This is a genomic window from Nocardia sp. NPDC004168, from assembly GCF_040610355.1.
Taxonomy (GTDB): Bacteria; Actinomycetota; Actinomycetes; order Mycobacteriales; family Mycobacteriaceae; genus Nocardia; species Nocardia sichangensis.
Map to the genome: position 1 here is coordinate 1 of NZ_JBEXME010000003.1, position 23,522 is coordinate 23,522.

Consider the following 23,522-nt stretch of genomic DNA (forward strand, 5'->3'; position numbering starts at 1 on the left):
CCCACCACGCCCCGGCGCCGACTCCACCCGCGGAGCCACCACCCCACCCGGCTGCCCAGGCACACCCTGACCAGGCACACCCGCCTGACCAGGCACACCCAACCCACCCGGCACAGACGGACCCGAAACACCCGGCGAGTTGGACACATTCGGTTGTCCGGCGCTAGCGGATCGGCCGGGTGCCGGAGCGCCAGCTTGCCCCGGCGGAGGAAAAACGCTCGGTTGTCCCGGTACGGCCGTGCCCGGCCGTGACCGCTGCTGATCCGGCCGACTCGACCATGGCGTCGCCGGGCCGGTCTGCTGATCTTCCGCCGTCTCCGGCTCTTGCGCTGCCACCTCGACCCCGGCGGGCCAGATTTCAGCAGAGGTCATGATCGTCCCCCGGTTGTCGGTGCCATCGGCAGGTGGAGGATGCCCGAACGATAGGTTCGAGCGGTGGGTCGCAGACGTTCATCCAACCCATCCTCACAAGTCGCTGTGAACTCATCTGGCAGCCTGGACAATTCGCGCATGTCAGTGTAGACGGATTCGGACCGGCCTCCCGGTTCTGCCAGCGCGCTGCTTCCCGTAGTTGGGAAGCCTCGACAATGAAGACGTCGAAAGTAGGTCTCACTCATGGTCGATCACCGCGTACGCCGCTCCGGTCGACGATGGGGAGTTCGATCGAAAGGCGGACTTTGCCGTGGTGAGGCACGAGCCTTGCGAGCCTCTGACCCAGGTCGGGTCGGCCGCGATGGACGCACGTGAAGACCAGCAAGCCGCCGTGCACCGGCGCTCCGCCTAGCATCTCGAGGTGATCCCATGCCCTTCGGTGTTTCATGGTCGTCTATCGGTAAGTTCGCGGTCACCACTGGTATCACCTTTGCCGGTGGTGCGCTCGGGTCGGTCATCCCGGGTGTCGGCACGGCGATCGGCGTTGCGGCGGCCAGTGCTCTGAGCGGCTTCGTCGCCGAGACGCTCTGGGACAAGACTGTCGAACACAAAAGCTGGGGCGAGTCCTTGGATAACGGCGTCGAAACCGGCGCCTTGTCATTGCTCGGAGGCGGGGCCGGTGGGGCCATGCGGGCCATGGCGAACGCGGGGGGACGAAATCTGCTCGCACGGGCGGCTACAGGCGCATTCAACCCTGCCATCCGTAACCCGGCTGCGAATATCGGAGCCGCGTGGACTGGACGAGGCGTGTCCTTGAATGCGGCCCGCGGTTGGTTGACCGGCGCCAGCGTGACTGCCGGGATTTCGGGCGTCGGGCATCAAGGGGGGCCGGGCTCGGCTCCGGGACAAGGGCAGTCATATCCGGCGATGCTGCCGACCAAGCCACTCAATGCGTCAACGACATTCAGCACTAGCTGAGGGGCGGTTCCATGACGGACATGCACCCGATGTTGATGCCCGACCGGAAGAAGATCCAGGAGGGCAATTATCCGGCCGAATGGGTCTTCTCGGTCTTCACCGATTCCTGCTTCAAGAGCCTGTATCAAAACTTCGACGGGATCTGGAAGAGCCTCGGAAAAGATTCGAAGAGTGATCCACCCAAAGCTCCGGATGTGCCACAGGTCGCCCCTGCGAATATCGGCAGTTTTACGAACTACGCGGAAGTGGCGGTGCAACTGAAGCGGTCGTACAGCGACCTGAACGGCAACGTCACCGAATTGGTGAACTCGATACGCGAATCCGGAAAATGGTCCGAGGCGGGGCAGCAAGCGACCAACAAGGTAATCGACGAGAAGGTCGTGGCGATGGCGCCTACCACGCCACCCCAGGGCATACAAATCGACAGTTATATCTTGACCTGGGTGACGACCGCCAACGATTCCCTTGCCACCGAGATCGATACCGTCAGGCAGGGGCAGAGCGGCGTGGCCAAGGACATCGATGATCAGACCAAGATGATCAAGGAACTGCAAGATCAGATAAAGAAGCTGGAGGCGGCGGCGAACAACCCGGCAGGCACTCCGCCTCCCGTCGACACATCGAACTGGCCGACGACCCCCGGTGTCAACGACCCGACGACCCCCCCGGCCGTGGACAACAGTACCTTTCCCCCCGGCCTGGACGGCCTCGACGACCCGACCACTCCCAGCACGACGTTGCCCGATCTGGACACCCCCGGCAGCCCCGGCTCGACCGGTCAGACGCCGAGCAGCCTGGACCCGACCGGGACCACTACGCCGGGCGTGACGACACCCACCACGCCGAGTGTGCCGCAGACCCCCGTCAGTTCGCCGATGGGCTCCGGCATGGACCTGATGAGTTCCATGCTGCCGATGATGATGCAGCAGGCGATGATGCGGAACATGGCCGACCAGGACTTGAACAGCCGTCGCAGGGATCTGGATCCGAGCCGCTACGACGACGAGCTCGATGCGGTGGCTCCGCCGCCGGTCGCACCGCCGGTCACGGCCCAGCCCGCGGTCGCGCAGCCGTCCACGACGGCCCCGGCGACGCAGCACAGCGGGGCGCCCACCGGCACGACATCCACCCAGCCGACGGTCGCGCCCGGACGAACTCCGGATGCGGACGGCAGCGTGACCTACACCTTCCCCGACGGACGTACGCAGAAGGTGTCCGCTATGGTCGCCCAGGTCCTCGACGCGGCGTTCGGCAACCACGCGGACACCTCCGCGCAGAAGGCATACGAGAAGACGCCGGCGAAGTGGTCGGACAAGAAGCAGATCGGCAAACGTGTGGGTGACTTCGAGCTGATGACCGGCGACGTCGCCACATGGACGAACTCGACCGCGGTCCTCGTTGTGTTCCCCGCCGATCAAGGTGGCACATTGGAGGTCATCGTCAAGGGCGAGCTGAAGCCTTTCGACCCGAAGATGCCCGAGATCGCCTCGGAAACGAACACTTTCGAGGGCTTCGCGCATCCGAGCGGCATCGAAGTGACCGCGCCGGCGGACGGGGGCGCGCCCTCGGGTACGCCGGGCTCGGCCGATCAGTCCGCGGCCGCGGCAATGCCGGTTGCCGCGGCACCCGCGGGCTGATCGCGCGAGCAGTGCGGCAGATGAGGAGAGGAGGTCGCGATGGCGCTGAAGGTGGATCCGCAGGAACTTGTCGCTGCGGCGTCGAAACTCGCCGCGATGGCGCGCGATACCGGTGCGGCGATGCCCGGGGGGTGGGTCGTGCCCGCGGGCGCTGACCCGATTTCCGCCGCGGCGGTACCGCAACTCAACGCGCAGGCCGCCTCGTTGTTCAACGGAATGGCGGGTGTCCTCACCGATATCCAGCGGACCGCGTACAACATCGGCGCGGCCGCCGCCGATTACACCGCGGCCGACGACGACGGCGCTCGCAGGATCAACGGCAGCGGCGGTGAGTTGCTCGCCAATCCAGTCGGCGAAGTACAGGAGATCGGCCAACGGCGCCCGCCGGGTCTGCGGTTCCCCGCCGCGGGCGGAGCGGTCGACCCGTTGACTTTCGCTCAGCAGTTGCACTCGGGCCCCGGGCCCGGTGCGGCGAAGGGATTCGCGGACGCGCTGCGTAAATTCGCCGGCGGTCCGCATCTCGCGGCGATCGAGGGCGTGACCTCGGCGGCGAAGTCGATGCAGAACTGGGAACCGGTCGGCTCCGCGGCCGCCGCGGAGCTCGGCCAGCGCCGGGGGTGGCTGGACCAGCTCGGCCTCGGCCTCGGGATGCTGGCCGACGGAATCGACACCTACAGCGACGCGTTCCGGACCGCGAAAGCCAAACACCCCACGCCGGAGGAGATCATCGCCGCGCGCAAGGAGCTCATCGCGGCGATGCGCTCCAAGAACGAGCTCGGCATCCAGGCCGCCCTGGCGAAGTTCAACGAGCAGAACGCGCGTTCGGCGGAGACGATCACCGGCTACTCCACCGAGGTCGGCTCGAAGGTGGGCGCGAGCGAGGGAACCAGCGAAAGCGCCGGAAAGGGCAGCGGCAGCGGCGACAGCAGCGCGTTGACCCAGATGCTGCCCGCCCTGATGAGCGCGATGGCCTCGGCCGGCACGCCGTTGAGTCAACTCGGACAGTCGGATACCTCGGACGCCTACGACGACTACGGCCTCGACGACTACGGTTACGACGACCTCGGCATCCCCAGCGGGCTCGGTACGGGCAGCCCGAGCGGGATGCCCGTCGGCAGTCCCGGCCTCGGCATCCCGGATGTCGAAGCGGAAACCGTTACGGCGAGCGCCTTGCCGGTGGCCGCCGCGGCCAGCCTGGGTTCGGGCATGCCGCGCACACCGGTGATCGAACCTCTCGGTACGTCGTCGGCGGCCACCGCTGCCGCCGCGCGCGGTGGATCGCCGATGATGCCGTACATGCCGATGGCGCCCGGCATGGGCAACTCGGGTGGCAACAACGACCGAAACCGCGTCGTGGCGTGGCACCCCGACCGCTTGATGTACGTGGACGACACACCGCACACCGAAGCGGTGATCGGGGAACGGCCGACCATTGCCCCGACCGTGACTCCGCCGACGCCGGCGCCGAGCAACCAAACCCCTTCCCAACCCGGAGGTAACGCATGAGTGAGCGCAGCGAGGTGGCGTCGTGAGTTCCATCCACCCGGACGTGCAGGCGGCCTTGGACGCCGCCCGGGATCTGCGGCACCGGATCGCCGAGATGCGGGAGAAGATCGACAACATTCGCGCCCGCAGGCCCTCGCCCGGCGGCGCGGTCATCCCGGAGGTCGACGCGATGGGCAGGCTGACCGATCTCTACCTCGCGCCGGGCACGGCCGACCGGCTCACCTGCCCCGAACTGGTCACCGAGATCATGGCCGCGATCCGGGAGAGCACCGCCGACGCGGCGCGGCAGTACCAGAGCGTGATGGAGCGCCCCATCGACGCAGACGAGCCGGTCACCACCGCTTCCGGGCAGGCCTGATGACCGAACCCGCACCAGAGGTCACCGTCGCGGATACGGTGCGGTGGCTGCACGACGAGGGGCTGGTCCGGCTCGCCGGGGTAGCGGACGGCATCTCGGACCTAATCGTCGCCTACACGATCGATGTCGCCACCGGAACCGTCTCCGCGCATCCCGCCACAGGTGGCGGTGTCGGCGCGGACGTGGTGTCCCTGGCTGCCGACGACCTGCCGTATCCGACGGGAACGGCCCGCCGTCTGGTGGTCGCCGGTGTCACAACTACCGACGCGGTCCTGGTGATCGACCTGGCCGCGACCTTGACGATCGCGATCAACGCCGACCGTCCCGAGCAGACGGCCCGATCGTGGGTCCTGCAACTGCTGTTGAATCCGGAGGTCACCGTCACCACCAACAGCGCCGACGTCGCGATCGGCAGCAGTGCCAGGCTGCGGCAGAGTTTCATTCCCGGCGGCGGCGCGACGCTGGTGAACGTCGACGACACCCGTCCGCCGGTGACGGCGGTGACGTTGAACCCGGCCACCGAAGGTCCCGACCATCTCGACGTGGCCCCGGACGGCACCGGCGAGTTGTATCTCGGGGCCCGGTTCTGGCAGATGCGCCAAGTCATGCGCATCGAGGACGCCGCCTGGTCCGCGCTGGCCGCGCGCCTGGAGTCGATGACCGACGACGCCGACTACTTGATCAATCCGCAGCCCGGTGAACGATTCTCGGAGAGCAGCCGATGACCGACATACATTCGATCCACATGGACGACTACGACGTCGACGATGTCGATGATCTCGACGAGCGGGAAGCCGCCGCACCGGACTGGCGGAAGATGACCTACGAGGTGTTCAACCCCGACCACACCGTCGGCGTCGGATGCGACCGGGACGGCGAGATCATCGGCTTGTACATCACCGATGACGCCCGCGAGAACGGCGACGAGTGGTTGGCCTCGCAGATCGTCAAGCTGGCGCGGCTGGCGCACGCGAAGTCGCGCGTCGGGCTGCGGGCGGAGATGGAGTACAAGGGCACCCGCTCCTACACGATCGATTCGTTCGACCTTCCGACCGAGGCGTCTTATCGCGCTATGGAGGAAGCCGAGTTCCGACGCGACACCTGAGTGCCGACCGCCGCAACGGCGAGACAGGACAGCGACATGACCGACAAATTCGATACCGACGATCCGCACGAGGTCGTCGCCGCCGCGCAGAAGTTCCACACCGCGATCACCACGGTCGGCGGCCAAGTTCAGCAGATCAGTAGTGGTTTCGTCGCGCCGAGGCGTCCCGAATCGGAGATCGATCGGCGACTGGTTGCGCACACACAGTGGATCAAGACCACGTTCGAGCGTGCGGTGCGCGCCAACGGCCGTCGTGTGGACGCGACGACAGCGGTCACCGCCCAAGTGTCGTACACCCATGGTGACGCCGATCGCGCGGGCGCCGCCGCGGTGCGCAGCCGTACCGAGTTCGTCTGACTCGCTGATGGAACCGGAGCGCGACAGTCCGTACTGGGACGCCATCGTCGGCGACAACTGGCCGGCGATCTCGCCGGGGGACTGGAGTGCGCTGGAACGCCTCGCGCGGGACGGCGCGGGGGCGTTGGACCTGCTCGACGCCGACCGCAGACGGCGTGACTTCGACGAACGGGTCCGCTCCAGTGCCGGTCTGCAACCGGTCAAGGACGACATGGCGCGCCAGCGGATGAACCCGCAGGCGTTCGCCGACGCGCTGGAGGCCGCGGCGGACACCTTCCGGGACTTCTCCGACCTGGTGTATCGGACCCGCAACAAGATCCTCGACATCGTCGAGGAGGCCACGGCGAGGGTCAACGCGACCAAGCGCGCGGCCGCGGCGGAAGACGACGAATCCGACGCCCAGGCCATCCGTAGCCGGATTCCCGGAATGATTGCCGCCGCACGGGAAGACGTGGAGGATGTCGTCCGGGCGGCGCTCAGCTCGATCAGCCCCCAGGGGCTGCCCAGTTTGGGCTTGATCGCCGACGCGCTGGGGCAGCCGGGCCCCTGGGACCCGGGCCATCGCAACGCGGACGACCACAGCGGCGGCGACCACCGTGCAGGCGACCGGGGACAGCACCGGCCCGCGACCGACCACTCCGGCGATCCACGGCACAACGGATCCCCCCGGACCGATCGGCCGAAGGACGATACGCCCGTTGTGGTGTTCCCGGAGAACGCGGACGAGCAGCCGGTCGTGGCTACCGTGGACCCGTCGGCGCCCGGAGACGAGGTCGGCAGGCAGCCGGATCCTCGCACCACCCAGGACACTTCGACCGAATCTCCGGTCACGGACCCGGTGCCCGGCCAGTATCCGCCCGGGGGAACGACGGCCGTCCCCGTCGGTCATACGCCCGGCGGGGCATCCGACGGCGGACCCGGCCTGACCGCCGCGGGCGGCCCGCCTCGCGGACAGCTCACGGACACCGAGCCCATGACTTCGGATCGGGAAGTGCTGGCGGACGGCGGCGACCACGATGCGCCCGGCTCGGACGCGCACGATCCGCACGGAAGGGGTTCGGATGTCTCGGTCGACGAGGCCGAATCCGGGACCCACGACCGCTCCACCACCGTTTCGGCGGCGGAAACGCACGACGCCGCCGCACCCGACCAGACCGGCGATGTCGCTGTGTCCGCGGGCGGCCCGGCGGCGTCGGCGGCGCCGCCATTGGTCCTTCCGCCACCCGTGGTGACGCCGGGTTCCCTGGCAGCATCGGCACCGGCCGCCTCGGGAGTCTCCAGCGGCCCGTCCGGACCGGCGGTCTCCGCTCCAGCGGCACCGGCCGGCTCGGGTCCGCCGCAAGTGCAGGCGAAGCAGACCACGGCTCCACCCGGCGAATCGCGCGGACCGGCCGCCGCGCCCAAGGTCACGGCGGTGAGCGCGGGACCGCCCCCCGGTGCGGGCGCGGTGGGGAAGACACAGCCGCCCGAGCGGACCGAGCAGCGCGCGGACGCGGGCAAGGACGAGGCGGACGACAGCGACGATTCGATGCGCAATGTCGTCGGCGCTGCCATGACCTCGGCGGCGGCCCCCGCGTTCGTCCTGGGCGCACGAGTGGACGGAGACCTGGTGCTGGCCCGCACACTGCTCGCGGGCGTCCTTGCCGCGGGCGGCGAGGCGGTCCTCGGCCTCGGGTGGGCGGTTTCGGTGATGCGCCACCAGAGCGGGATCACCGCGTTCGTCACCTCGAACGAGGGGCGCGGCTGGATACCCGCCGGGCTGTACCTGCCGCGTGAGATGTCCACGCCGTGGGTGTGGGAGGTAGCCGAGAGCGCGTGGGAGGGCGTCGCGGATCCCGCGCGCGTGCTGGCGGAGTTCGGGATCGCCTGGGGGCGCAAGTCCGGTGCGCGGTTGACCGCCGTCGTCTCCTCCGAAGAGGTCGACGCCGAACTGCGACGGCAGTTGGGCGAGGTGCCGATCGAAGGGGAAGTGGCCGCCTCGTCGGCGATGGACTTCAGCGCGCCGCGGCCCAGTCTGGTCGACCGCCTCGAACTCGTCGCGGCCCCGGCGCTGGTGCAGCGCGCCGCGGCCACGCCGGAGTCGGAGATCGGGCTGCGCTGCTGGGAGCTGGCCTCCGACGCACACGTTCGGGTCTACGGCGCCGGCCTGGGTTCCCCGGCCGCGCTGGGAGCGCCCGCGGCACGCGAACGGATCCTCGGCGCGCTGCGGCAGCGCCGCGAAGTGCGGCAGGAGTGGTGGGAGGAGCTCCGGGATGCCGACGATCTGCTCACGGCGACGATGTTGTCGCGGCGCGCCGATGTCTCGCGGGTCGCGTTGGGTGAGTTGCGCGCCGACCGAGCCGACGGCCGATACGCGTCGGAGATGAGCGGCCTGCGGGCCATGGTCTTCGAACGGCGTTGCGACGAACTCGTGCTGCTGCTGGCGGAGGCGGCGACACGACAGGTTCTGCGCGACGCGATATACGCGCACACGCAGATCGTGGGTCATCCGGCCTTCATTGCACCGGCTCCCGCGCCCGCCGCGGCTGCGCCTCGCCGCCCGACCATCACCGCGGGGCCAGGCCGCTGATCAGTAGCTGGATACCTTCGATCGTCGAAAAGCGTTGCCGCCCAACGTCACTGCGCAAGTGCCGGAACGAGTGACGGCTGCGTACTCCCCACTCATGGGAAGGATCGACAATAGGGGGACGTGTGGTGGGAAAGGATCTGATCGAGCATGCCGAACAGCATGGAAATCGACCCTGCGGTTTTGCGTCAGCTGGCCGACCAACACAGTCGGGTGGCCGCCGATACCAGGGAATGGGCCAAGCCGCCGGTGGATTGGCTCGCGAGCTTCCTGCCCACCTATGGCAAGATCGCCTACCCGGTCTATGAAGCGCTGGAGCGATACTACGACGCACGGCAGCGCGCGGGCGAGGCGCTGGCCAGCGAACACGATCGCACCGCCGCATCGTTGCGTGCGTCCGCGGACGCCTACGAGCAATCCGACGACGAGTTCGCCCAGCACATCCGGCAGGTGGCCGGCCTCACCGATCAGCCGTCCCCGGTGCCGGGAAGCTCCGCCGCTCCGTTCGGTACGGACCGCCCCACGACGCCGTCCGTGTCGACGCCCGGTGTATCGCCCGAGGCCGACCCCGTGACGGCCGGTCCCGGTTCCGCCGGTCGGGATTCGGCCGCCCCCGACGGCACTCAGACCGACCCGCTCGGCACTTCGCAGGGCAAACCCGGCGAGGCGTCCCCGGCCGGAGCGGGCGTGCCCGGCGCGACCGCCGCGTCGACGGACCCGGTGAGCGCCAACGGCACCGGCACGCCGAACGCGACGGGAACGACTACACCCGGTGGCCCGTCGAGCACCGGCGTGACAGCGCCCTCGACCGCGGGCATGCCGCCCGCCGGGGTCGGCCCGCTCAACGGAGCCCCGGACGATCGAGGCGCTACGCAACCGCCCACCGGCGCGACGGGCCGGTCCGATCTGCCGCCCATGCCGGTGCAGGTGGGGAGCCCGTTCGCGGCCGCCGTCGCCTCGGCGAAGGACAAGGAGGCCGAACCCGCGTACGTGGTTGGCAGCCAGGTGAACGACGATCTCGTGCTGGCCAGGACGCTGCTCGGCAGCGTGCTCGCCGCGGTGGACTCCCCGGTGGGCATGGCCTGGGCCGTCTCGGTGATGCGGGGTCCCGGTGGAACGGGTGTCTTCATCACGTCGAACGAAGGACGTGGGTGGTTGCCCGCCGGATTGTTCCTGCCGCGTGAGGTTTCCACGCCGTGGAACTGGGACGAGTTGCTCGCCGCCGACGACGGCGCCGGATCGCCGTGGGAAGGAGTCACCGATCCGGCCCGGGTCCTGGCGGAGTTTGGGTTGGCCTGGGGTGCGAAGGCGAACGCAAGTCTGTCCGCCCTCGTGTCCTCCGGTCCGATCGATCCGGGGTTGCGCAACCGCTTCGGTGAAGCGGCGATGGAGGGGCTCGTCGCTCCGTCCTATGACGTCGACTTGCGCGAGTTCACCCCGGATACGGCCGACCGCCTCGGCCTCGCCGGTTCGATCTCCGGCCTGGAACAAGTCTCGTCGGTGCCCGATGCGCAGGTGCGATCGCGGTGCGTGGAACTGGCGGCCGACGCCCACGGGCAGGTCGGACGCTCCGGACCGGCGCCCGTGGAAGCCGCGACTTCGCGCCGGGTTCGGGAGCGAATTCTCGCCGAGCTGCAAGCCGGGAGGCCGGTGCCGCGCGAGCTGTGGGACGAACTGCGGGATGCCGACGATCTGCTGGCGGCCTCGATGCTGGGGCAGCGGGTCGACGTGGGCCGGGTGGAGATCGGGCAGCTTCGGCTGGACGCCGGGGCATCCCCGCTGCGCAGCATGGTTTTCGAGCGGCGCTGCAACGAATTGGTGCTGCTGCTGGCGAACGAGACGAGCAGGCAGACCCTGCGCGATGCCGTCTACGCCCACGAACAGGTCACGCTGCATCCACAGTTCGTCTCGACACCGGCGCCGGTCTCCACCGCCGTGCAGCCCGAGCGTGTCGCCCCGCCCACAGTGGTTCCTTCGGTCACCGCACCGGCGGTCACCGCACCCGCGGTCGCCGGAGGGCCGCCGCCAACCGTCGTGGCCCCGCCTTCGACCCCGCCGCCGGTGGCGCCTCCGGAGCAGTCGTGAAAGCTCCGCGAGCGTAGGTCGATTCATTGGTCCGGGCGTGGCGCGGTGGGTGCGATCCCGCCGCGCCACGAGCCGGGCGTCGGTACGTCTGTCGCTGAGGGTCCTTCCGTGGAGTCCGGCCATACCGGCAGCCGGATGGCAACGTGGTGACGCCCGTGCGGATCGCCGCTCCATCCGCGCTGCCGAATCGGCATCGGTGACCGTGCACACGATGTGCGCTCTCGTACGCAGCGGCACTGCCAGTAGCCGTCCGGAACCGGAATCCCGCTTCTCGCGGTGTAGTACGACCGCCGCACTGCGGTCAACCAGCCCGAGGCGCTGTGTGGGCCACAGGAAAGCCGACTGGGTGATCAATGCACGCCGCGAACACGGGAGCCGGAACCGGCGCATGCCGAACCCGCCGACGGACTCGAGATGTTCGAACGCCTTCCGAAAGGCGGCTCGACGCGGCTACGCCTCGATGACGGGACTTTCTTCCGGAGTCGGTTCGCCCTCGGCCTCCGCGTCCTGGGCGGTCTCGCTGCCCGTCCGGGCGGGCGCGGACCCGTCTCTGGTCCGCCGAGCCGGGATCACGCTGGGTGACGGGGTAGCGGCAGGCGCTCCATCCTGCTCGGCGGGCGGCGCGGTATTGGCAGCAGGCGCCGCGGTGATGCCGCCGGGCTGTGCGGTTTCCGGCTGCGCGGCGGCGGGTTGGGCATTCGGATCGCCCTGCGGCGGCGCGGCCGCGGGCTGGCCTTGATTGCCGGGCGGCGGCGCCTGCCCCGGCTTACCCGGCGCGCCGTTGTTCTGGTTCTCCTCGGCCTTCTTCGCCTTGTCCTCTTCGGCCTTGTGCAGCATCTCAGGTATCTGGGAGACCAGCGGCATAGCTGCCATCGGCAGCATCGCGAGCATCGGCAGCAGCGAGGAGAGGCCACCGTCACCGCCGCCGCTGGTACCACCGGCCGTGCCGCCACCGCTGTTCTGGCCGCCGCCTTTCGAGTTGCCGTTGCCGTTGCCGCTGCCGTTGGCCATATCCTCGTTGAGGTCGGCGATCACGGTGACCTTGTCGTACACCGCCTCCACGGCGGCGGCGACCGCCTTGAGCAACGGAAGCTCTTGAGCGGGCTTCAGTTTGGCGGTTCCCGCGGCCTTCAGCTTGGTGTTGAGGTCGGCCACGATGGTTTTGATGGACCGCAGCGCCTGCACTTGCTCGGCGGCCACAGTGACGGAGGTCTTGACGACCTTGTCGTCCATCTGCAGCAATTGCAGTTGCCTGGCCTCTACCTTGTCGATCGTCTTGCGGTACTCGTCGTCCGCTTCCCCTTTGCCGAGCGCCTTGTAGAAGGCGGGCTCGAGCAGGTCGGCGACTTTCGGCGGGGGAGTGGTCATGCCGCGCCCGAGCAGGTCTACGGCGGTTTGAATGGCGGTGTCCGCCATCGCGATGTAGGCGCGCAGCCCTTCCGAGGCCCCGGGCGGGCAATGCAGGTCGACCAACCAAAAATGTTTGACCTCGGAGGCCACGCTGGCCAGAGGGGTGGACGCGAGCGCCGATGCTTTTTTGGCTTTGGTCTCCGCCGCCGTTGTCGCCATACCGTCGCCACCGCCTTCCAGAAGTCACACCCATTGTCTCGGCTTCCCGATTATGGGAAGTGGCGCATAGTTCGATTACCCACCCACGAATGGGAATACGACCGATTCGGTTCGGGCGACACAATAGCTGGAGAGTGTGAGAGGCGGTCGGTGATGAGCGATGGCGAGTCGGTCGAATGGCACCGGCACTGACGAACGACCTGGACGGAGTGCTCCGATCGCTGCTTGCGCTGTACGGCGACGGCCAGCCCGCCGGCCAGGCGGCGACCACGACCCAAGCTCTCGCCGCCGATCTGCGTCCCCAGTCCGGAGCGGTGGCGCTGCGGTACGGCGAGGCGCACGGCATGCAGATGTCGATCGCGGAATCCCATGCGAGCAAGGACAGCATCGTCGGCAAGGCCGTGGGCGAGTCCGGTGACGGAACGGTCAACGGTCGCGGCCGCCTGAACAACCACATCGCGGATTTCCAGAGCCGGATACAGGCCATCGCTTCGGTGGGCGACACTCGCTTCAGCGGGCCCGCGCTGCTGGATGCCGCACAGACCACCATCTCGAATGCCACCAAGCAGGTCGACGCCGATGTCGCCGCCGCACGGCAGCAGGCCGCGCAGATCATGCCGCCCGCCACGCCGGCGACCCGGCAGACCAGGCACGGTCCGTCGCCGCGCAGGCGGCGACGGACGCGTTCCAGGTCCAGCTCCTCGTCCCGGCTGCGCCCCAAGGGCGCCGTGCGCTCTGACGGAACCAGGGGCGGCAACGCGGTACTGGCCGCCAGCCAATGGCTCGGGACCCCCTACGTGTGGGGCGGTGGCGGCGCGGGCGGTCCGAGCGGCGGCGGATTCGACTGCTCGGGTCTCACGCAATACGCGATCGCCCAGGCGAGCAATGGCGAAGTGGTGCTGCCCCGCACCACCTACGAGCAGATCTACAGTGGGATCCGGCTGGAGCGCGCCGAGGACGTGCGCCCCGGTGACCTGGTGTTTCCCGGCAGCTCCTTCAGCGCCAGAGGGCCGGAGCACGTGCAGCTGGCCGCGGGCAACGGCATGGTCATCGAGGCGCCCTACACGGGTTCGACGGTGAAGTGGTCACGGATGGACAGCAACTCCGTCGTCGTGCGGGTGCTGTGACGCGGTGACCATGGGGAGGATCGCGTGGCCATAAACATCCCCAGCGAGGTCGCGCTGTTCCTGAACATCTGCGGCATCCCCTACCCGGATATCAACGAGGACGACGTCCGTGCTCTCGCCGGGCATGTGCGGACCTTCGCCGCACAGGTGCGGGACACGCACGACTCGGCGACCGGCGTGATCGACGAGATGGGCGCCTTCTACTCGGGTGATTCCTATCAGCAACTGGTCGCCACCTGGGCGGGCATGAGCGCGACCCACATGCGGCGACTCGACAGCGCGTGCAAGATCGTCGGTCAGGCCCTCGACGTCGCGGCGACGGTGATCACCGCGGTGAAGGTCGCCGTGCTGGCCGAACTCGCCGCCCTGGCCGCCACCTATGCCTCGATGATGATCACGCCGCCGCTGGCGCCTTCCGCGCCGCTGATCGCCGCGGCGGCGCGCAAGCTGTGTGAGCAGATGGCGCAGTACCTGATCGGCTATATCGTCGCCGAAGTCATCGGCAAGGCGATCGAACCGCTCGAACAGGCCATCGACGACATGGTCAAGGGGATCGTCTACGACGCGACCCGCGACGCGCTCGACGTCCCGTCGTCGGGCAGACCGGCGCCGCTGCGCATCGATCCCGACGCGGTGCAGCACTTCGCAAAGGTGCTCGACGATCACGCCGACGACATCATGCGGCACGCGGCGACATTCGCCGAGAACGTCTCGACGCTCGATTTCACGACATCGACACCGTTCGCCGACGCGGCGCAGCCCACCGAGGGGGATGCGGGCGCTCGGCGTGGTCCCGCCGCGACGGAGCGGGGAATCCCGTTCCAGCACGGCGAACAGCCGCAGTCGCGCTTCGGCCAGAACGTATCGGCGGCGACCACCGGTCTCCACGGACTCGGAGACGACGCGCGCGTCCCGGTCGCGCCGCGCGACGCCTCGGAGGCGATCGGCGCCGCGGAACGGCCGGTCGATCGAAACGTATCCCAAGGTGGCACAGAGACGCCGGTCCCGACCGGCGAGCGATCTTTCTCGCCGGCTGGGTCGGAATCTTTCGAGTCGGCCCGGGAGTTCGCGAACAAGACTGCGCCAGTGGGGGCCGCACCGAGCGGTGTGGGCATGGACGCGGCGGACCGACCGGCAGGAGTCGAAAGCCCTTCCGCGATGTCCGCGCAGGCGGGAGCGGATGCCGGGCCGGTGGCTGCCCGCGAAGCGGCGCCCGAGGTCGGGGGGCGACCGGCGGTCGAGCCCGACGCTGGCCGGTCCGGCTGGGCCACCGAAGCGGGCGGACCCGCCGACCATGTGCTCGCAGAGAACGCAGTCGCGGGCTCCGTCTCGGGTGATTCGCTGGGAGCTGCGCCCCTCGCACGGCAGAGTCCAGGTGCGGCGTCCACGCCTTGGGGCCGAGCCGTGCCGGGGCCGGGCGCGCCGGACCCCGCGCCGCCGAAATCCGAACGTCCGGCGAAGGCCACGCCCAAAGTGCGCAAGCCCGCGGTCACTCCGTGGACCAAAACCCGTCGTACCCGGGATGTCCCGGCCGTGGTGCACGCTCCGGCCACGCGGCCGCCACTGCGGTTGGTCCGGGAGAAGGGCTCCGAAGCGAACAGCGCCGACCTCGCCGACGCGATGCCCGCGCCCGCGCCGGCGCGGGCGACGGCTCCGGCATCCGATCGCACGGACTCGCCGCCTTCGCGCGCCTGACGGGGCGATCGGGCGAATACAGGCTTCCGACAAGAAAACCCATTCCCAGGCGCGGGAATGGGTTGCTGAGTGGAGGTGGCGGGAATGGTAGACGTAGACGAACCGCGCTACCGCACAGGGTGTCGTTCCCCTCGCAACGGCCGGTGGCCTGCCGGTGCCACCGGCCGTTGCTTTTGGGTTCAGATCGTCAGGATGAGGGACTGACGATCTGTGTTCAGACAGTACCCTCTTCTGTCGGAACGTTCAATAGTGTGCACCTAAATAGCGGCAAGAATTTCGAATCAAGCGTGCGACCTGCTGCGCGGCGGCTGGGTGGACCGGATCGCGGCTGGCCAGCCGCCGCCGAAGGGGCCATCTGCAGGCGGATGATTGCCGACCCCGAGGTAAACATACCGTTAACTGACGGCACGTTCAAAATTGGCATGTCGCGGAAGCGGCGTCGTCTCCGTCTCGACTTCCCAATGTTGGGAAGAAACCGAGTCCTGGGCGTGATCCCCGGAATCTATCGTTCGAGCAGGCTTGATCGGCGGAAGGGAAGTCCGAGTGTCAGCGGCCGAGGACGCGTTCTACACGGGTGTTCAGAATCTTGGGTTGGTCGCGGGTGGCGTGCGCAACGACCAGCACGCGGCGGCGGCGTTTCGGGCCGCTACCGATCTCGACCCGGACATGTGCGATGCCTGGCTCGGGCGTGCCATGGCCGGGGAGGTCACCTCGGAGGTGATCTACGGGGCCTACCGCTCGGTGCACAACCTCTACCGCGACCAGCAGCGGGCGGGTCTGGTCGATCGCGCCCTGTGGTGCCAGGTCGAGATCGGCATGTACGGCCTGCGCGTCGCGATGGCCGATCGCGATCAGATCGCCATCGCGCAGGCGTGCTCGTATGCCGAAGGCGGTGAATGGCAGGAAGCCGCGGCGATCCTCGACGAGGTCCCGCGCGACGACGTGTCCGACTTCGTGCGCATGTCGCTGTACTTCCGGACGAAGCAGTGGCCGGAGGTGCTCACGTTGCGCAACGCGCGGCCGGTGCTGGAGGACGGCCTGCTGGACATCGCCGCCGAGCTGATGACCGCGCAGTCGCTGGCGCACCTGGGCCGCTTCGGTGAAGCCATGCCGCGCGCGCAGCGAATCGTGGAGGACAGCTCCTCCGGTAGCCTGTCCTACATCTGGGCCGACGCGCACTTCCTGCTCGGCATGCTGATGCGGCACAACGGAGATCACGACGCCGCCGACAAGGTCCTCAAAGGGCTGCAGGGCTCGGCCCTCTGGCCGGACCGCGAGGAATGGCAGCGCGCGGTGCGCGACAAGTCGTACCGATTCGAGGTCGCCACCGCGGAACTCATCGCGTCCAGGACGAACAGGTGGGATCCCAAGACGGGCGACGACCCGCGCGAAGCGGCCGCCAGCGCAGCGCGCGCGGAACGGGAGAGTCTCCTCGCGGAGGCCTCCGACCTGCTGCAAGCGCAGATCGGCATGGATTCGGTCAAGGAGCAGGTCGACCGGCTCAAGTCCGGCGTGCTGATGGATCAGGTGCGCGCCAAGCGTGGACTCGCCGTGGATTCGAAGTCGCAGCACCTGATCTTCTCCGGCCCGCCCGGTACCGGTAAGACGACCATCGCCCGGGTGATCGCCAAGATCTTCGCCGGCCTGGGTGTCGTGGAGAACGCCGAGGTCATCGAGGTCTCCCGCAACGACATGGTCGGCACCCACCTGGGCCACACGGCACCCAAGACCAACGCGCTGATCGACTCGGCGCTCGGCGGGGTGCTGTTCATCGACGAGGCGTACACCCTTATCCAGGAAGGTCTTTCCGGCGGGGACGCGTTCGGCAAGGAGGCGGTCGACACGCTGCTGGCTCGCATGGAGAACGATCGCGACAAGCTCGTCGTGATCATCGCGGGCTACGAGGACCAGATCGACCGGTTCCTGGCCTCGAACGACGGCCTTGCCTCTCGTTTCACCAAGCGGATCCGCTTCGCCAGTTACGACGCCGACGAACTGGTGCAGATCGCCGAACACATCGCGCGGAAGAAGGATTCGATCCTGTCCGAGCAGGCTCGCGAGGTGCTGCGCCTGAGGTGTGAGGAGCTGGCGGGACAGACCAAGAACGGCAGGCGGCTGATCGATCTGGCCGGTAACGGCCGTTTCGTGCGCAATGTGGTCGAGGCCGCCGAAGCCGAGCGTGATTATCGCTTCACCAGAGAGAACGCCGATATCGCCGCGATGACCGACGAGGAGCTCATGACGATCGACGCGTTCGACGTCACCGCGGCGCTGGAGGGCTTGGCGCCGAGCACGCGGGTGTGAGGCGTCCGCTGATCCGCTATCCCCAATGCTGGGTATAGCGGTCGTATTCATGCTGTGACCGCTGGTTACGGTTTGGTGAGGGCGGCGGAAGGAACGAGAACCGGTGGCGCGCTTCCGGGTTGTGACCAAACACCAGATTTCCGGCTGGCGTTTCCTGCTGCGCCGGATCGAGCACGCGCTGGTCCGTCGCGACGCGTCGATGATCGATGACCCGCAGCGCGGCCGCTCGACCGCGCTGACCATCGGCATCGCGCTCGCGTGCGTGCTCATCGCAGGCAGCGCCGTGCTGGCGTTCTTCAAGCCCGCCAAAAAGGTGGGGGACTCCAAGATCGTCGCCGAGAAGGACACCGGGGCGCTGTTCGTACGCGTCAACAACCGGCTGTTCCCGGCGCTCAATCTCACCTCGGCCCGGCTGATCGTCGGCTCTCCCGACAATCCGGTGCAGGTGTCCCGGGACGAGTTGTCGAAATACCCGCGTGGACCATGGGTCGGCATTCCCGGTGCACCCGGCAGCATCGTCGACAGCAACGAGAAGGATTCCTCGTGGACGGTGTGCGATACGACGCGCACCGGTGCGGCCGCGCCGGTGAACCCGGCGACCGGCCTGCCGACCGTCAGCCGGTCCGCGGTGCGAACGACGGCGATCGGCGGCCCGCTCGCCATCGACGGCGACGCCAACCGCCCGCTGGGTGACGGCGAGGCCCGCCTGCTGCGCGACGACACCACGACCTGGCTGGTGTACGCGGATGCCGAGAAAGGCGTGGTGCGCGCCGCGATCGACCTCGCGAACACCGCGGTGGCCATGGCGCTCGGCATCGACTCGACCGCTCCGGTGATGGCGGCCTCCAAGGGCTTGGTCAACGCGATTCCCGAAGCACCGCCGCTGCGGGTCCCCGACGTGCCGGGCAAGGGCGAGACCATCTCGCTCAACAACGGATTCACCACGCCGGTCGGGTCGGTGCTCACCGTGTCGACACCGGATCAAGGCGTCTCGTACTACCTCGTCTCCCAGTCCGGGCTGGTGCGGGTCAGTTCGGTGCTGGCGGCGATGGTCCGCAATGCGGACGCCCAAGGCTCGGTGACCACTCGCACCGTGGGACCCAACGTGATCGCGGCGAATCTGCGCCCTGGACAGTGGCCGGGCACCGCGACCTACCCGACCCGTCCCGTTCGCCTGGTCGACCCGGAACGTTCCGGCGTCACGTGCCTGCACTGGTCGCGCTCCGGGAGCGATCCGAACGCGATCACCGAACTACTGGTGGGCAGGCAGTTGCCGCTCACGCAGGACGAGCAGGGCCGCGCGGTCGACCTGGTGACATCCTCCGCTTCGCGCGGCACCACCGCGGATGCGGCGTACCTGCCGAGGGACACCGGGCGATTCGTACAGGTGACCGGTACCGAACCGGGATCGCCACTGCGTGAATCGCTCTACTGGGTCTCCGACAGCGGGGTGCGCTACGGCATCATCACCGAACCGAACAGCGCCGGCGGCACCGACCCCACCTTGCTCGCGCTCGCGCTACGAGCTCCGGTCCCCGCGCCGTGGAGCATCATCTCGCTGTTCGCGGTTGGTCCCGCTCTATCCCAGAAGGAAGCTCGCATCCAACACGACGGAATCCCGAACAACAATGTCGTCGCCGGGCTCGGGGGTACGCAGTGACCAGCACTCGCCGATTCGTCCGGCCCGCCCGCATGGTGCGCGGTCCCAAAGCGCCCGCCGTGACCGAGTTGCGGCTGCAACCGCCGACCGAGCTGCCCAAGCCGGTTCCGCCGTCGCGACTGCGGATGATCATGCCCGTGGTCATGGTGGCGGCCATGTGCGGGATGATGGTCATGATGTTCCGCGGGGGCGGAGCCGTGAACCCGATGATGCTGATGTTCCCGGCCATGATGCTGGTGTCGATGTTCGGCATGATGGGCGGCGCGCTCGGGGGCAACTCCGGCGGCGCGGCGAGCCTGAACGAGGAACGCAAGGACTACCTGCGCAGCATCACCGACAACCGCAAGACGGTGCACGCGGCGGAAGCCGAACTCCACGCCTACCTGCGCTACACCCATCCGGGTCCCGATGAGATCGCCCGGCTGATCGGGGGCAAGCGGATGTGGGAGGTGCAGGTCGCCAGTCCGCAGTTCCTGCGCGTGCGGGTGGGCCGCGGACGCATCGCCAACCAAGTGCGCGTGATCGTCCCGGAAGCCGCGCCCACGTCGGATCTGGACCCGGTCGGCGTCGTCGAGCTGACTCGATTCGCCAAGGCCTATTCCACGGTCGGCGGCATGCCGGTCGCGATCAATCTGCTGTCGGCGCCGCAAGTCGGCATCGACGGCGATCCGGAGCTCGTGGCCGGGTTGGTCCGCGCGATGATCGGCGAGGTGGCGGTGCTGCACGGGCCGGACCAGGTGGCGGTCGCCGCGGTGCTGTCCGATCCGGACGCGCCGGAGTGGTCCTGGCTGAAGTGGCTGCCGCACGCACAGCATCCGAGCGACAACGACGCGATCGGCTCGAGCCGCATGGTCTACCGCACCGTGGCCGAGTTGCGCACCAAGGTGCTCGCCGGACTCAACCGCGGTCCGTTCTCGGCGAATTCGCAGCCCACCCTGGATCGCACCCACTTCCTGCTCATCGTGGACGTCGAGGGCCCTGCCAGCGACCGCGACATCTCCGGCATCGACGGCTGCACCTGGCTGCGATTGGGTCCCGCGGAGCAGAATCTGCCGAGGGCGTTGCGCTTCACCGTCACCGAGGACCGGTCGCTGAACGAGGTGACCCCGCGCGGGCTGCGTCGCGTGGGTGTGGCCGATTCGCTGTCCACGGCGGCGATCACGGCCATGGCGCGCAACCTTTCGCCGTACCGGTTGTCCACGGTGGTGGAGGCGGTGGCCGCCGAGCAGGCCAGCGGTGGTACATCCTGGGAGGAGATGGTCGGCATCGACGACCCGGGCGTCATCCGGGTCGAGCAAGCGTGGATCCGGCGTCGCGATCAGGACCGGGCACGGCTGAACATTCCGTTCGGCCATGACCCGGCCGGTGGTGTCGTCTATCTCGACATCAAGGAATCGGCCGAGGAAGGCATGGGCCCGCACGGCATGTGCATCGGCGCGACCGGATCGGGTAAGTCGGAATTCCTGCGCACTCTGGTGCTCTCGGCGGTGGCGACACATTCGCCGGATGTCCTGAACCTGCTGCTCGTCGACTTCAAAGGTGGCGCGACCTTCCTCGGTTTCGACCGGCTGTCGCATGTGACGGCCATCGTGACGAACATGGAGGAAGAAGCCGACCTCGTCACCCGTATGGAAGACGTCATCAACGGTGAAATGGCGCGTCGGCAGCGGATTCTGCGTGACGCGGGCAATTTCGCCAGCGTCGCCGATTACGAACGTGCCCGGGAGCAGGGCGCGGACCTGCGACCGCTGCCGACGCTGCTGATCATTCTCGACGAGTTCGCCGAGCTGCTCGAGCAGCATCCGAACTTCTCGAAACTCTTCGTGGCCATCGGCAGGCTCGGCCGATCATTGCGCATCCACCTGCTGCTCGCCTCACAGAAGGTGCCCGCCAACCGGATGGGCGAGTTGGAAGCCCACCTTTCCTACCGAGTGGCGTTGCGTACCAACCAGACCAGCGACTCGCGCGACGCGATCGGCACCGCGGATGCCTACCACCTGCCGAAGAAGCCCGGTTCGGGGTATCTGCGGGTCGGCTCGGGTGACCTCCAGCGTTTCCAGGCCGCGTACGTGGGCGAGAAGTACTCGGCCCCCGCGCAGGTGTCCGCGTCCTCCGCGCAGCGCGCGCGACGGCCCGGTGGCGGGTACCGGCCGCCGCAGCGCTTCATCGCCGGCCATATCGCCGACACCAGGCCCGCGGTGGTCGAGCCGGTGGTGGTCCAAGATGCGCCGGAAACGGCCGACGGCGAGTCGATCACGGTGATGGAAGCGGTGTTGCAGCAGTTGGCTCGGCACGGCCAGCCCGCGCACAAGATGTGGCTGCCGCCGCTGGGCACGCCGCCGACTCTCGATCGGATGATCCGCGCCGTGCCGCAAGGCGTCTTGCAGATGCCGTTGGCGCTGGTCGACAAGCCTCGGCAGCAGCGTCAGGACGTCTGGTGGGTCGACATGTCGGGCGCGGGTGGGCACATGGCCATCGTCGGCGGCACGCAGGCGGGCAAATCGACCGCGCTGCAGACGTTCATCATGTCCGCCGCGCTGACCCACACCCCGGAACAGGTGCAGTTCTACTGCCTGGACTTCTCCGGTGGCGGCTTGGCGGCGCTGACGAACCTTCCGCACGTGGGATCGGTCGCCGCGGCCAGGGACGGCGATCGCATCCGCCGCACGATCGCGTTGGTGACGAACCTGCTCGAGAGCAGGCAGTCGATGTTCACCGAGTTCGGTATCGATTCGATCCGAAAGTTCCGCACGCTGCGGGACGGCGGGGGCAGGCCGCCGTGGCACGACCGCGATCCCTACGGTGACGTCTTCCTGGTCATCGATGGATGGGATGTCGGATTCGGTACGAACGGCCCGTACTACGACGAATACACCCCGGTGATGGAGTCCATCGCCCTGCAGGGCTTGAACTACGGCATCCACCTGGTGGTCAGCAGTTCGCGCTGGATCGCGATTCGTCCCGCGATCAAGGACCTGATGCAGACACGCGTCGAGATGCGGCTGGGTGACCTGGCCGACACGACCTTCAACACCCACCGCAATGTCGTCGCGGCGATCCCCGCCAATCGACCGGGCCGCTGCATCTCGACCGACGGTCTGCACATGCTCACGGCGTTGCCTCGCATCGATGGTGTGGGCGATCCGAATTCGGCCGCCGAAGGCCTCGCCGCCGCGGCCGCCGAGATCACGCAGCGCTACCCGGGAAGGCGTGCGCCGCAGGTGAAATTGCTGCCGCCACAGGTGGGCATCGATGAGGTGCGGGCCGGATGGCCGGTGCCGCAAACGCTCGCGCAGCGTCTTGTCGTACCGTTCGGCGTCCGGGAATCCGATCTGAGCCCGGCGACGATCGATTTCGGTGTGTCGACCCATTTCATCGTGCTCGGCTCGACCGGATCGGGGAAATCGACCACCCTGGCCGCGCTGCTGGAATCCATCAAACGCCAGTACGACCCGTCACAGGCGCGCGTGTTGCTGATCGACTATCGGCGCAGGCATTTGGAGACGGTGCCGCAGGAGATGCTCATCGGGCATGTGACCAGCGAGCGGGATGTGCGGGAGGCGCTGCCGGCGCTGGTGGAGAAGATGCGCTCGCGGCGCCCACCGGACAACGTGACGACCAGGCAGCTCGCGGAGCGCTCCTGGTGGTCCGGGCCCGAGGTATTCGTCGTGATCGACGACTACCACATGGTGGTGCAGCGTGGCGGGATGAATCCGCTGGAACCGTTGAAGGACATCATCGTCGACGGTCGCGACACCGGCTTGCACGTCGTCGCGGCGCGCAATATCGCCCAAGCGGACACGGCGTTGTACGACAACGTGATCGGTCAGATGAAGAACCTCAATTCCTCGGGTCTGATCATGGACGGTTCGAAGCTCGACGGCATCCTGATCGGCGATGTGCGACCCACCAAGCAGCCGCCGGGCCGTGGAATCTTTGTGGAGCCCATGTCTTCTCGCCGAGATCTCGTCCAGGTGGCCTGGGTGCCCCAGCAGATGTGACTTCGGCGCCCATCCCAAGGTTGGGAATAAATTACCGTTTTCCTTAGCAGCCGCTCGATCCGAGCTGGTAGTCACGCTCGATTGGAGTCTCATCATGGCACTCCCGGATGTCGGCATCGCCCCGCCGGGCATGCGGGAGGCCGTGACCGACCCATTCTGGATGCCACTGGAAGTCGGTGAGGGCGCCGCCGTTCTGCCGGGA

Annotated in this window: 15 protein-coding genes; 14 read left to right on the forward strand and 1 reads right to left on the reverse strand. The window is 68.3% G+C overall.

Annotation, left to right across the window (positions count from 1 at the left end; all coding sequences use genetic code 11):
- The first annotated feature begins 801 nt into the window (after positions 1-801).
- From ABZW96_RS07025 to ABZW96_RS07065, 9 genes are all read left to right on the forward strand, one after another.
- On the forward strand, positions 802-1,350 hold the full coding sequence (locus ABZW96_RS07025; protein WP_355072157.1) for a hypothetical protein: 549 nt from the start codon (positions 802-804) through the stop codon (positions 1,348-1,350).
- 11 nt (positions 1,351-1,361) lie between these two features.
- Positions 1,362-2,987, forward strand: coding sequence for a hypothetical protein (locus ABZW96_RS07030; RefSeq protein ID WP_355072159.1), 1,626 nt, complete (start codon positions 1,362-1,364; stop codon positions 2,985-2,987).
- Between the two features lie 39 nt (positions 2,988-3,026).
- Complete coding sequence (locus ABZW96_RS07035) at positions 3,027-4,493, forward strand: PPE domain-containing protein (RefSeq protein WP_355072161.1); 1,467 nt, start codon at positions 3,027-3,029, stop codon at positions 4,491-4,493.
- 22 nt (positions 4,494-4,515) lie between these two features.
- Positions 4,516-4,851: a YbaB/EbfC family nucleoid-associated protein gene (locus ABZW96_RS07040; RefSeq protein WP_355072163.1), complete on the forward strand. Its 336-nt coding sequence runs from the start codon at positions 4,516-4,518 to the stop codon at positions 4,849-4,851.
- Positions 4,851-5,576: a hypothetical protein gene (locus ABZW96_RS07045; protein WP_355072165.1), complete on the forward strand. Its 726-nt coding sequence runs from the start codon at positions 4,851-4,853 to the stop codon at positions 5,574-5,576. Before ABZW96_RS07040 ends, ABZW96_RS07045 begins: the two co-directional genes overlap by 1 nt.
- A complete protein-coding gene (locus ABZW96_RS07050) occupies positions 5,573-5,956 on the forward strand; it encodes a hypothetical protein (protein ID WP_355072167.1) in 384 nt (127 codons plus the stop codon). Before ABZW96_RS07045 ends, ABZW96_RS07050 begins: the two co-directional genes overlap by 4 nt.
- A 36-nt stretch (positions 5,957-5,992) precedes the next feature.
- Positions 5,993-6,313 carry a hypothetical protein gene (locus ABZW96_RS07055; RefSeq protein WP_355072169.1) on the forward strand — a complete coding sequence of 107 codons (321 nt, stop codon included), beginning with the start codon at positions 5,993-5,995 and terminating at the stop codon, positions 6,311-6,313.
- A gap of 7 nt (positions 6,314-6,320) precedes the next feature.
- Positions 6,321-8,882: a hypothetical protein gene (locus tag ABZW96_RS07060; protein ID WP_355072171.1), complete on the forward strand. Its 2,562-nt coding sequence runs from the start codon at positions 6,321-6,323 to the stop codon at positions 8,880-8,882.
- Positions 8,883-9,029: 147 nt separating this feature from the next.
- Positions 9,030-10,964: a type VII secretion target gene (locus tag ABZW96_RS07065; RefSeq protein WP_355072173.1), complete on the forward strand. Its 1,935-nt coding sequence runs from the start codon at positions 9,030-9,032 to the stop codon at positions 10,962-10,964.
- Between the two features lie 450 nt (positions 10,965-11,414).
- Here ABZW96_RS07065 and ABZW96_RS07070 read toward each other — a convergent pair whose 3' ends face one another.
- On the reverse strand, positions 11,415-12,533 hold the full coding sequence (locus ABZW96_RS07070) for a hypothetical protein (protein ID WP_355072175.1): 1,119 nt from the start codon (positions 12,531-12,533) through the stop codon (positions 11,415-11,417).
- A 176-nt stretch (positions 12,534-12,709) separates the two neighbouring features.
- Here ABZW96_RS07070 and ABZW96_RS07075 point away from each other — a divergent pair, with 176 nt between their 5' ends.
- The 5 genes from ABZW96_RS07075 (at position 12,710) to eccCa (ending at position 23,320) form a co-directional block, all read left to right on the forward strand.
- Positions 12,710-13,660, forward strand: coding sequence for an NlpC/P60 family protein (locus ABZW96_RS07075; protein ID WP_355072177.1), 951 nt, complete (start codon positions 12,710-12,712; stop codon positions 13,658-13,660).
- Positions 13,661-13,684: 24 nt separating this feature from the next.
- On the forward strand, positions 13,685-15,355 hold the full coding sequence (locus ABZW96_RS07080) for a hypothetical protein (protein ID WP_355072179.1): 1,671 nt from the start codon (positions 13,685-13,687) through the stop codon (positions 15,353-15,355).
- 543 nt (positions 15,356-15,898) lie between these two features.
- Entirely contained in the window at positions 15,899-17,659 is a 1,761-nt protein-coding gene (eccA, locus tag ABZW96_RS07085; protein WP_355072181.1) for a type VII secretion AAA-ATPase EccA, read from the forward strand.
- Between the two features lie 103 nt (positions 17,660-17,762).
- A complete protein-coding gene (gene eccB, locus ABZW96_RS07090; protein WP_355072183.1) occupies positions 17,763-19,319 on the forward strand; it encodes a type VII secretion protein EccB in 1,557 nt (518 codons plus the stop codon).
- Positions 19,316-23,320 carry a type VII secretion protein EccCa gene (eccCa, locus tag ABZW96_RS07095; RefSeq protein ID WP_355072185.1) on the forward strand — a complete coding sequence of 1,335 codons (4,005 nt, stop codon included), beginning with the start codon at positions 19,316-19,318 and terminating at the stop codon, positions 23,318-23,320. Before eccB ends, eccCa begins: the two co-directional genes overlap by 4 nt.
- The last annotated feature ends 202 nt before the right edge of the window (positions 23,321-23,522 follow it).

Bases quoted from the DNA above. Each gene is read 5' to 3' on its own strand.
- ABZW96_RS07025 (WP_355072157.1), top strand. From the start codon at position 802: ATGCCCTTCGGTGTTTCATGGTCGTCTATCGGTAAGTTCGCGGTCACC.
- ABZW96_RS07030 (WP_355072159.1), top strand. From the start codon at position 1,362: ATGACGGACATGCACCCGATGTTGATGCCCGACCGGAAGAAGATCCAG.
- ABZW96_RS07035 (WP_355072161.1), top strand. From the start codon at position 3,027: ATGGCGCTGAAGGTGGATCCGCAGGAACTTGTCGCTGCGGCGTCGAAA.
- ABZW96_RS07045 (WP_355072165.1), top strand. From the start codon at position 4,851: ATGACCGAACCCGCACCAGAGGTCACCGTCGCGGATACGGTGCGGTGG.
- ABZW96_RS07050 (WP_355072167.1), top strand. From the start codon at position 5,573: ATGACCGACATACATTCGATCCACATGGACGACTACGACGTCGACGAT.
- ABZW96_RS07055 (WP_355072169.1), top strand. From the start codon at position 5,993: ATGACCGACAAATTCGATACCGACGATCCGCACGAGGTCGTCGCCGCC.
- ABZW96_RS07060 (WP_355072171.1), top strand. From the start codon at position 6,321: ATGGAACCGGAGCGCGACAGTCCGTACTGGGACGCCATCGTCGGCGAC.
- ABZW96_RS07065 (WP_355072173.1), top strand. From the start codon at position 9,030: ATGCCGAACAGCATGGAAATCGACCCTGCGGTTTTGCGTCAGCTGGCC.
- ABZW96_RS07070 (WP_355072175.1), bottom strand. From the start codon at position 12,533: ATGGCGACAACGGCGGCGGAGACCAAAGCCAAAAAAGCATCGGCGCTC.
- ABZW96_RS07075 (WP_355072177.1), top strand. From the start codon at position 12,710: ATGGCACCGGCACTGACGAACGACCTGGACGGAGTGCTCCGATCGCTG.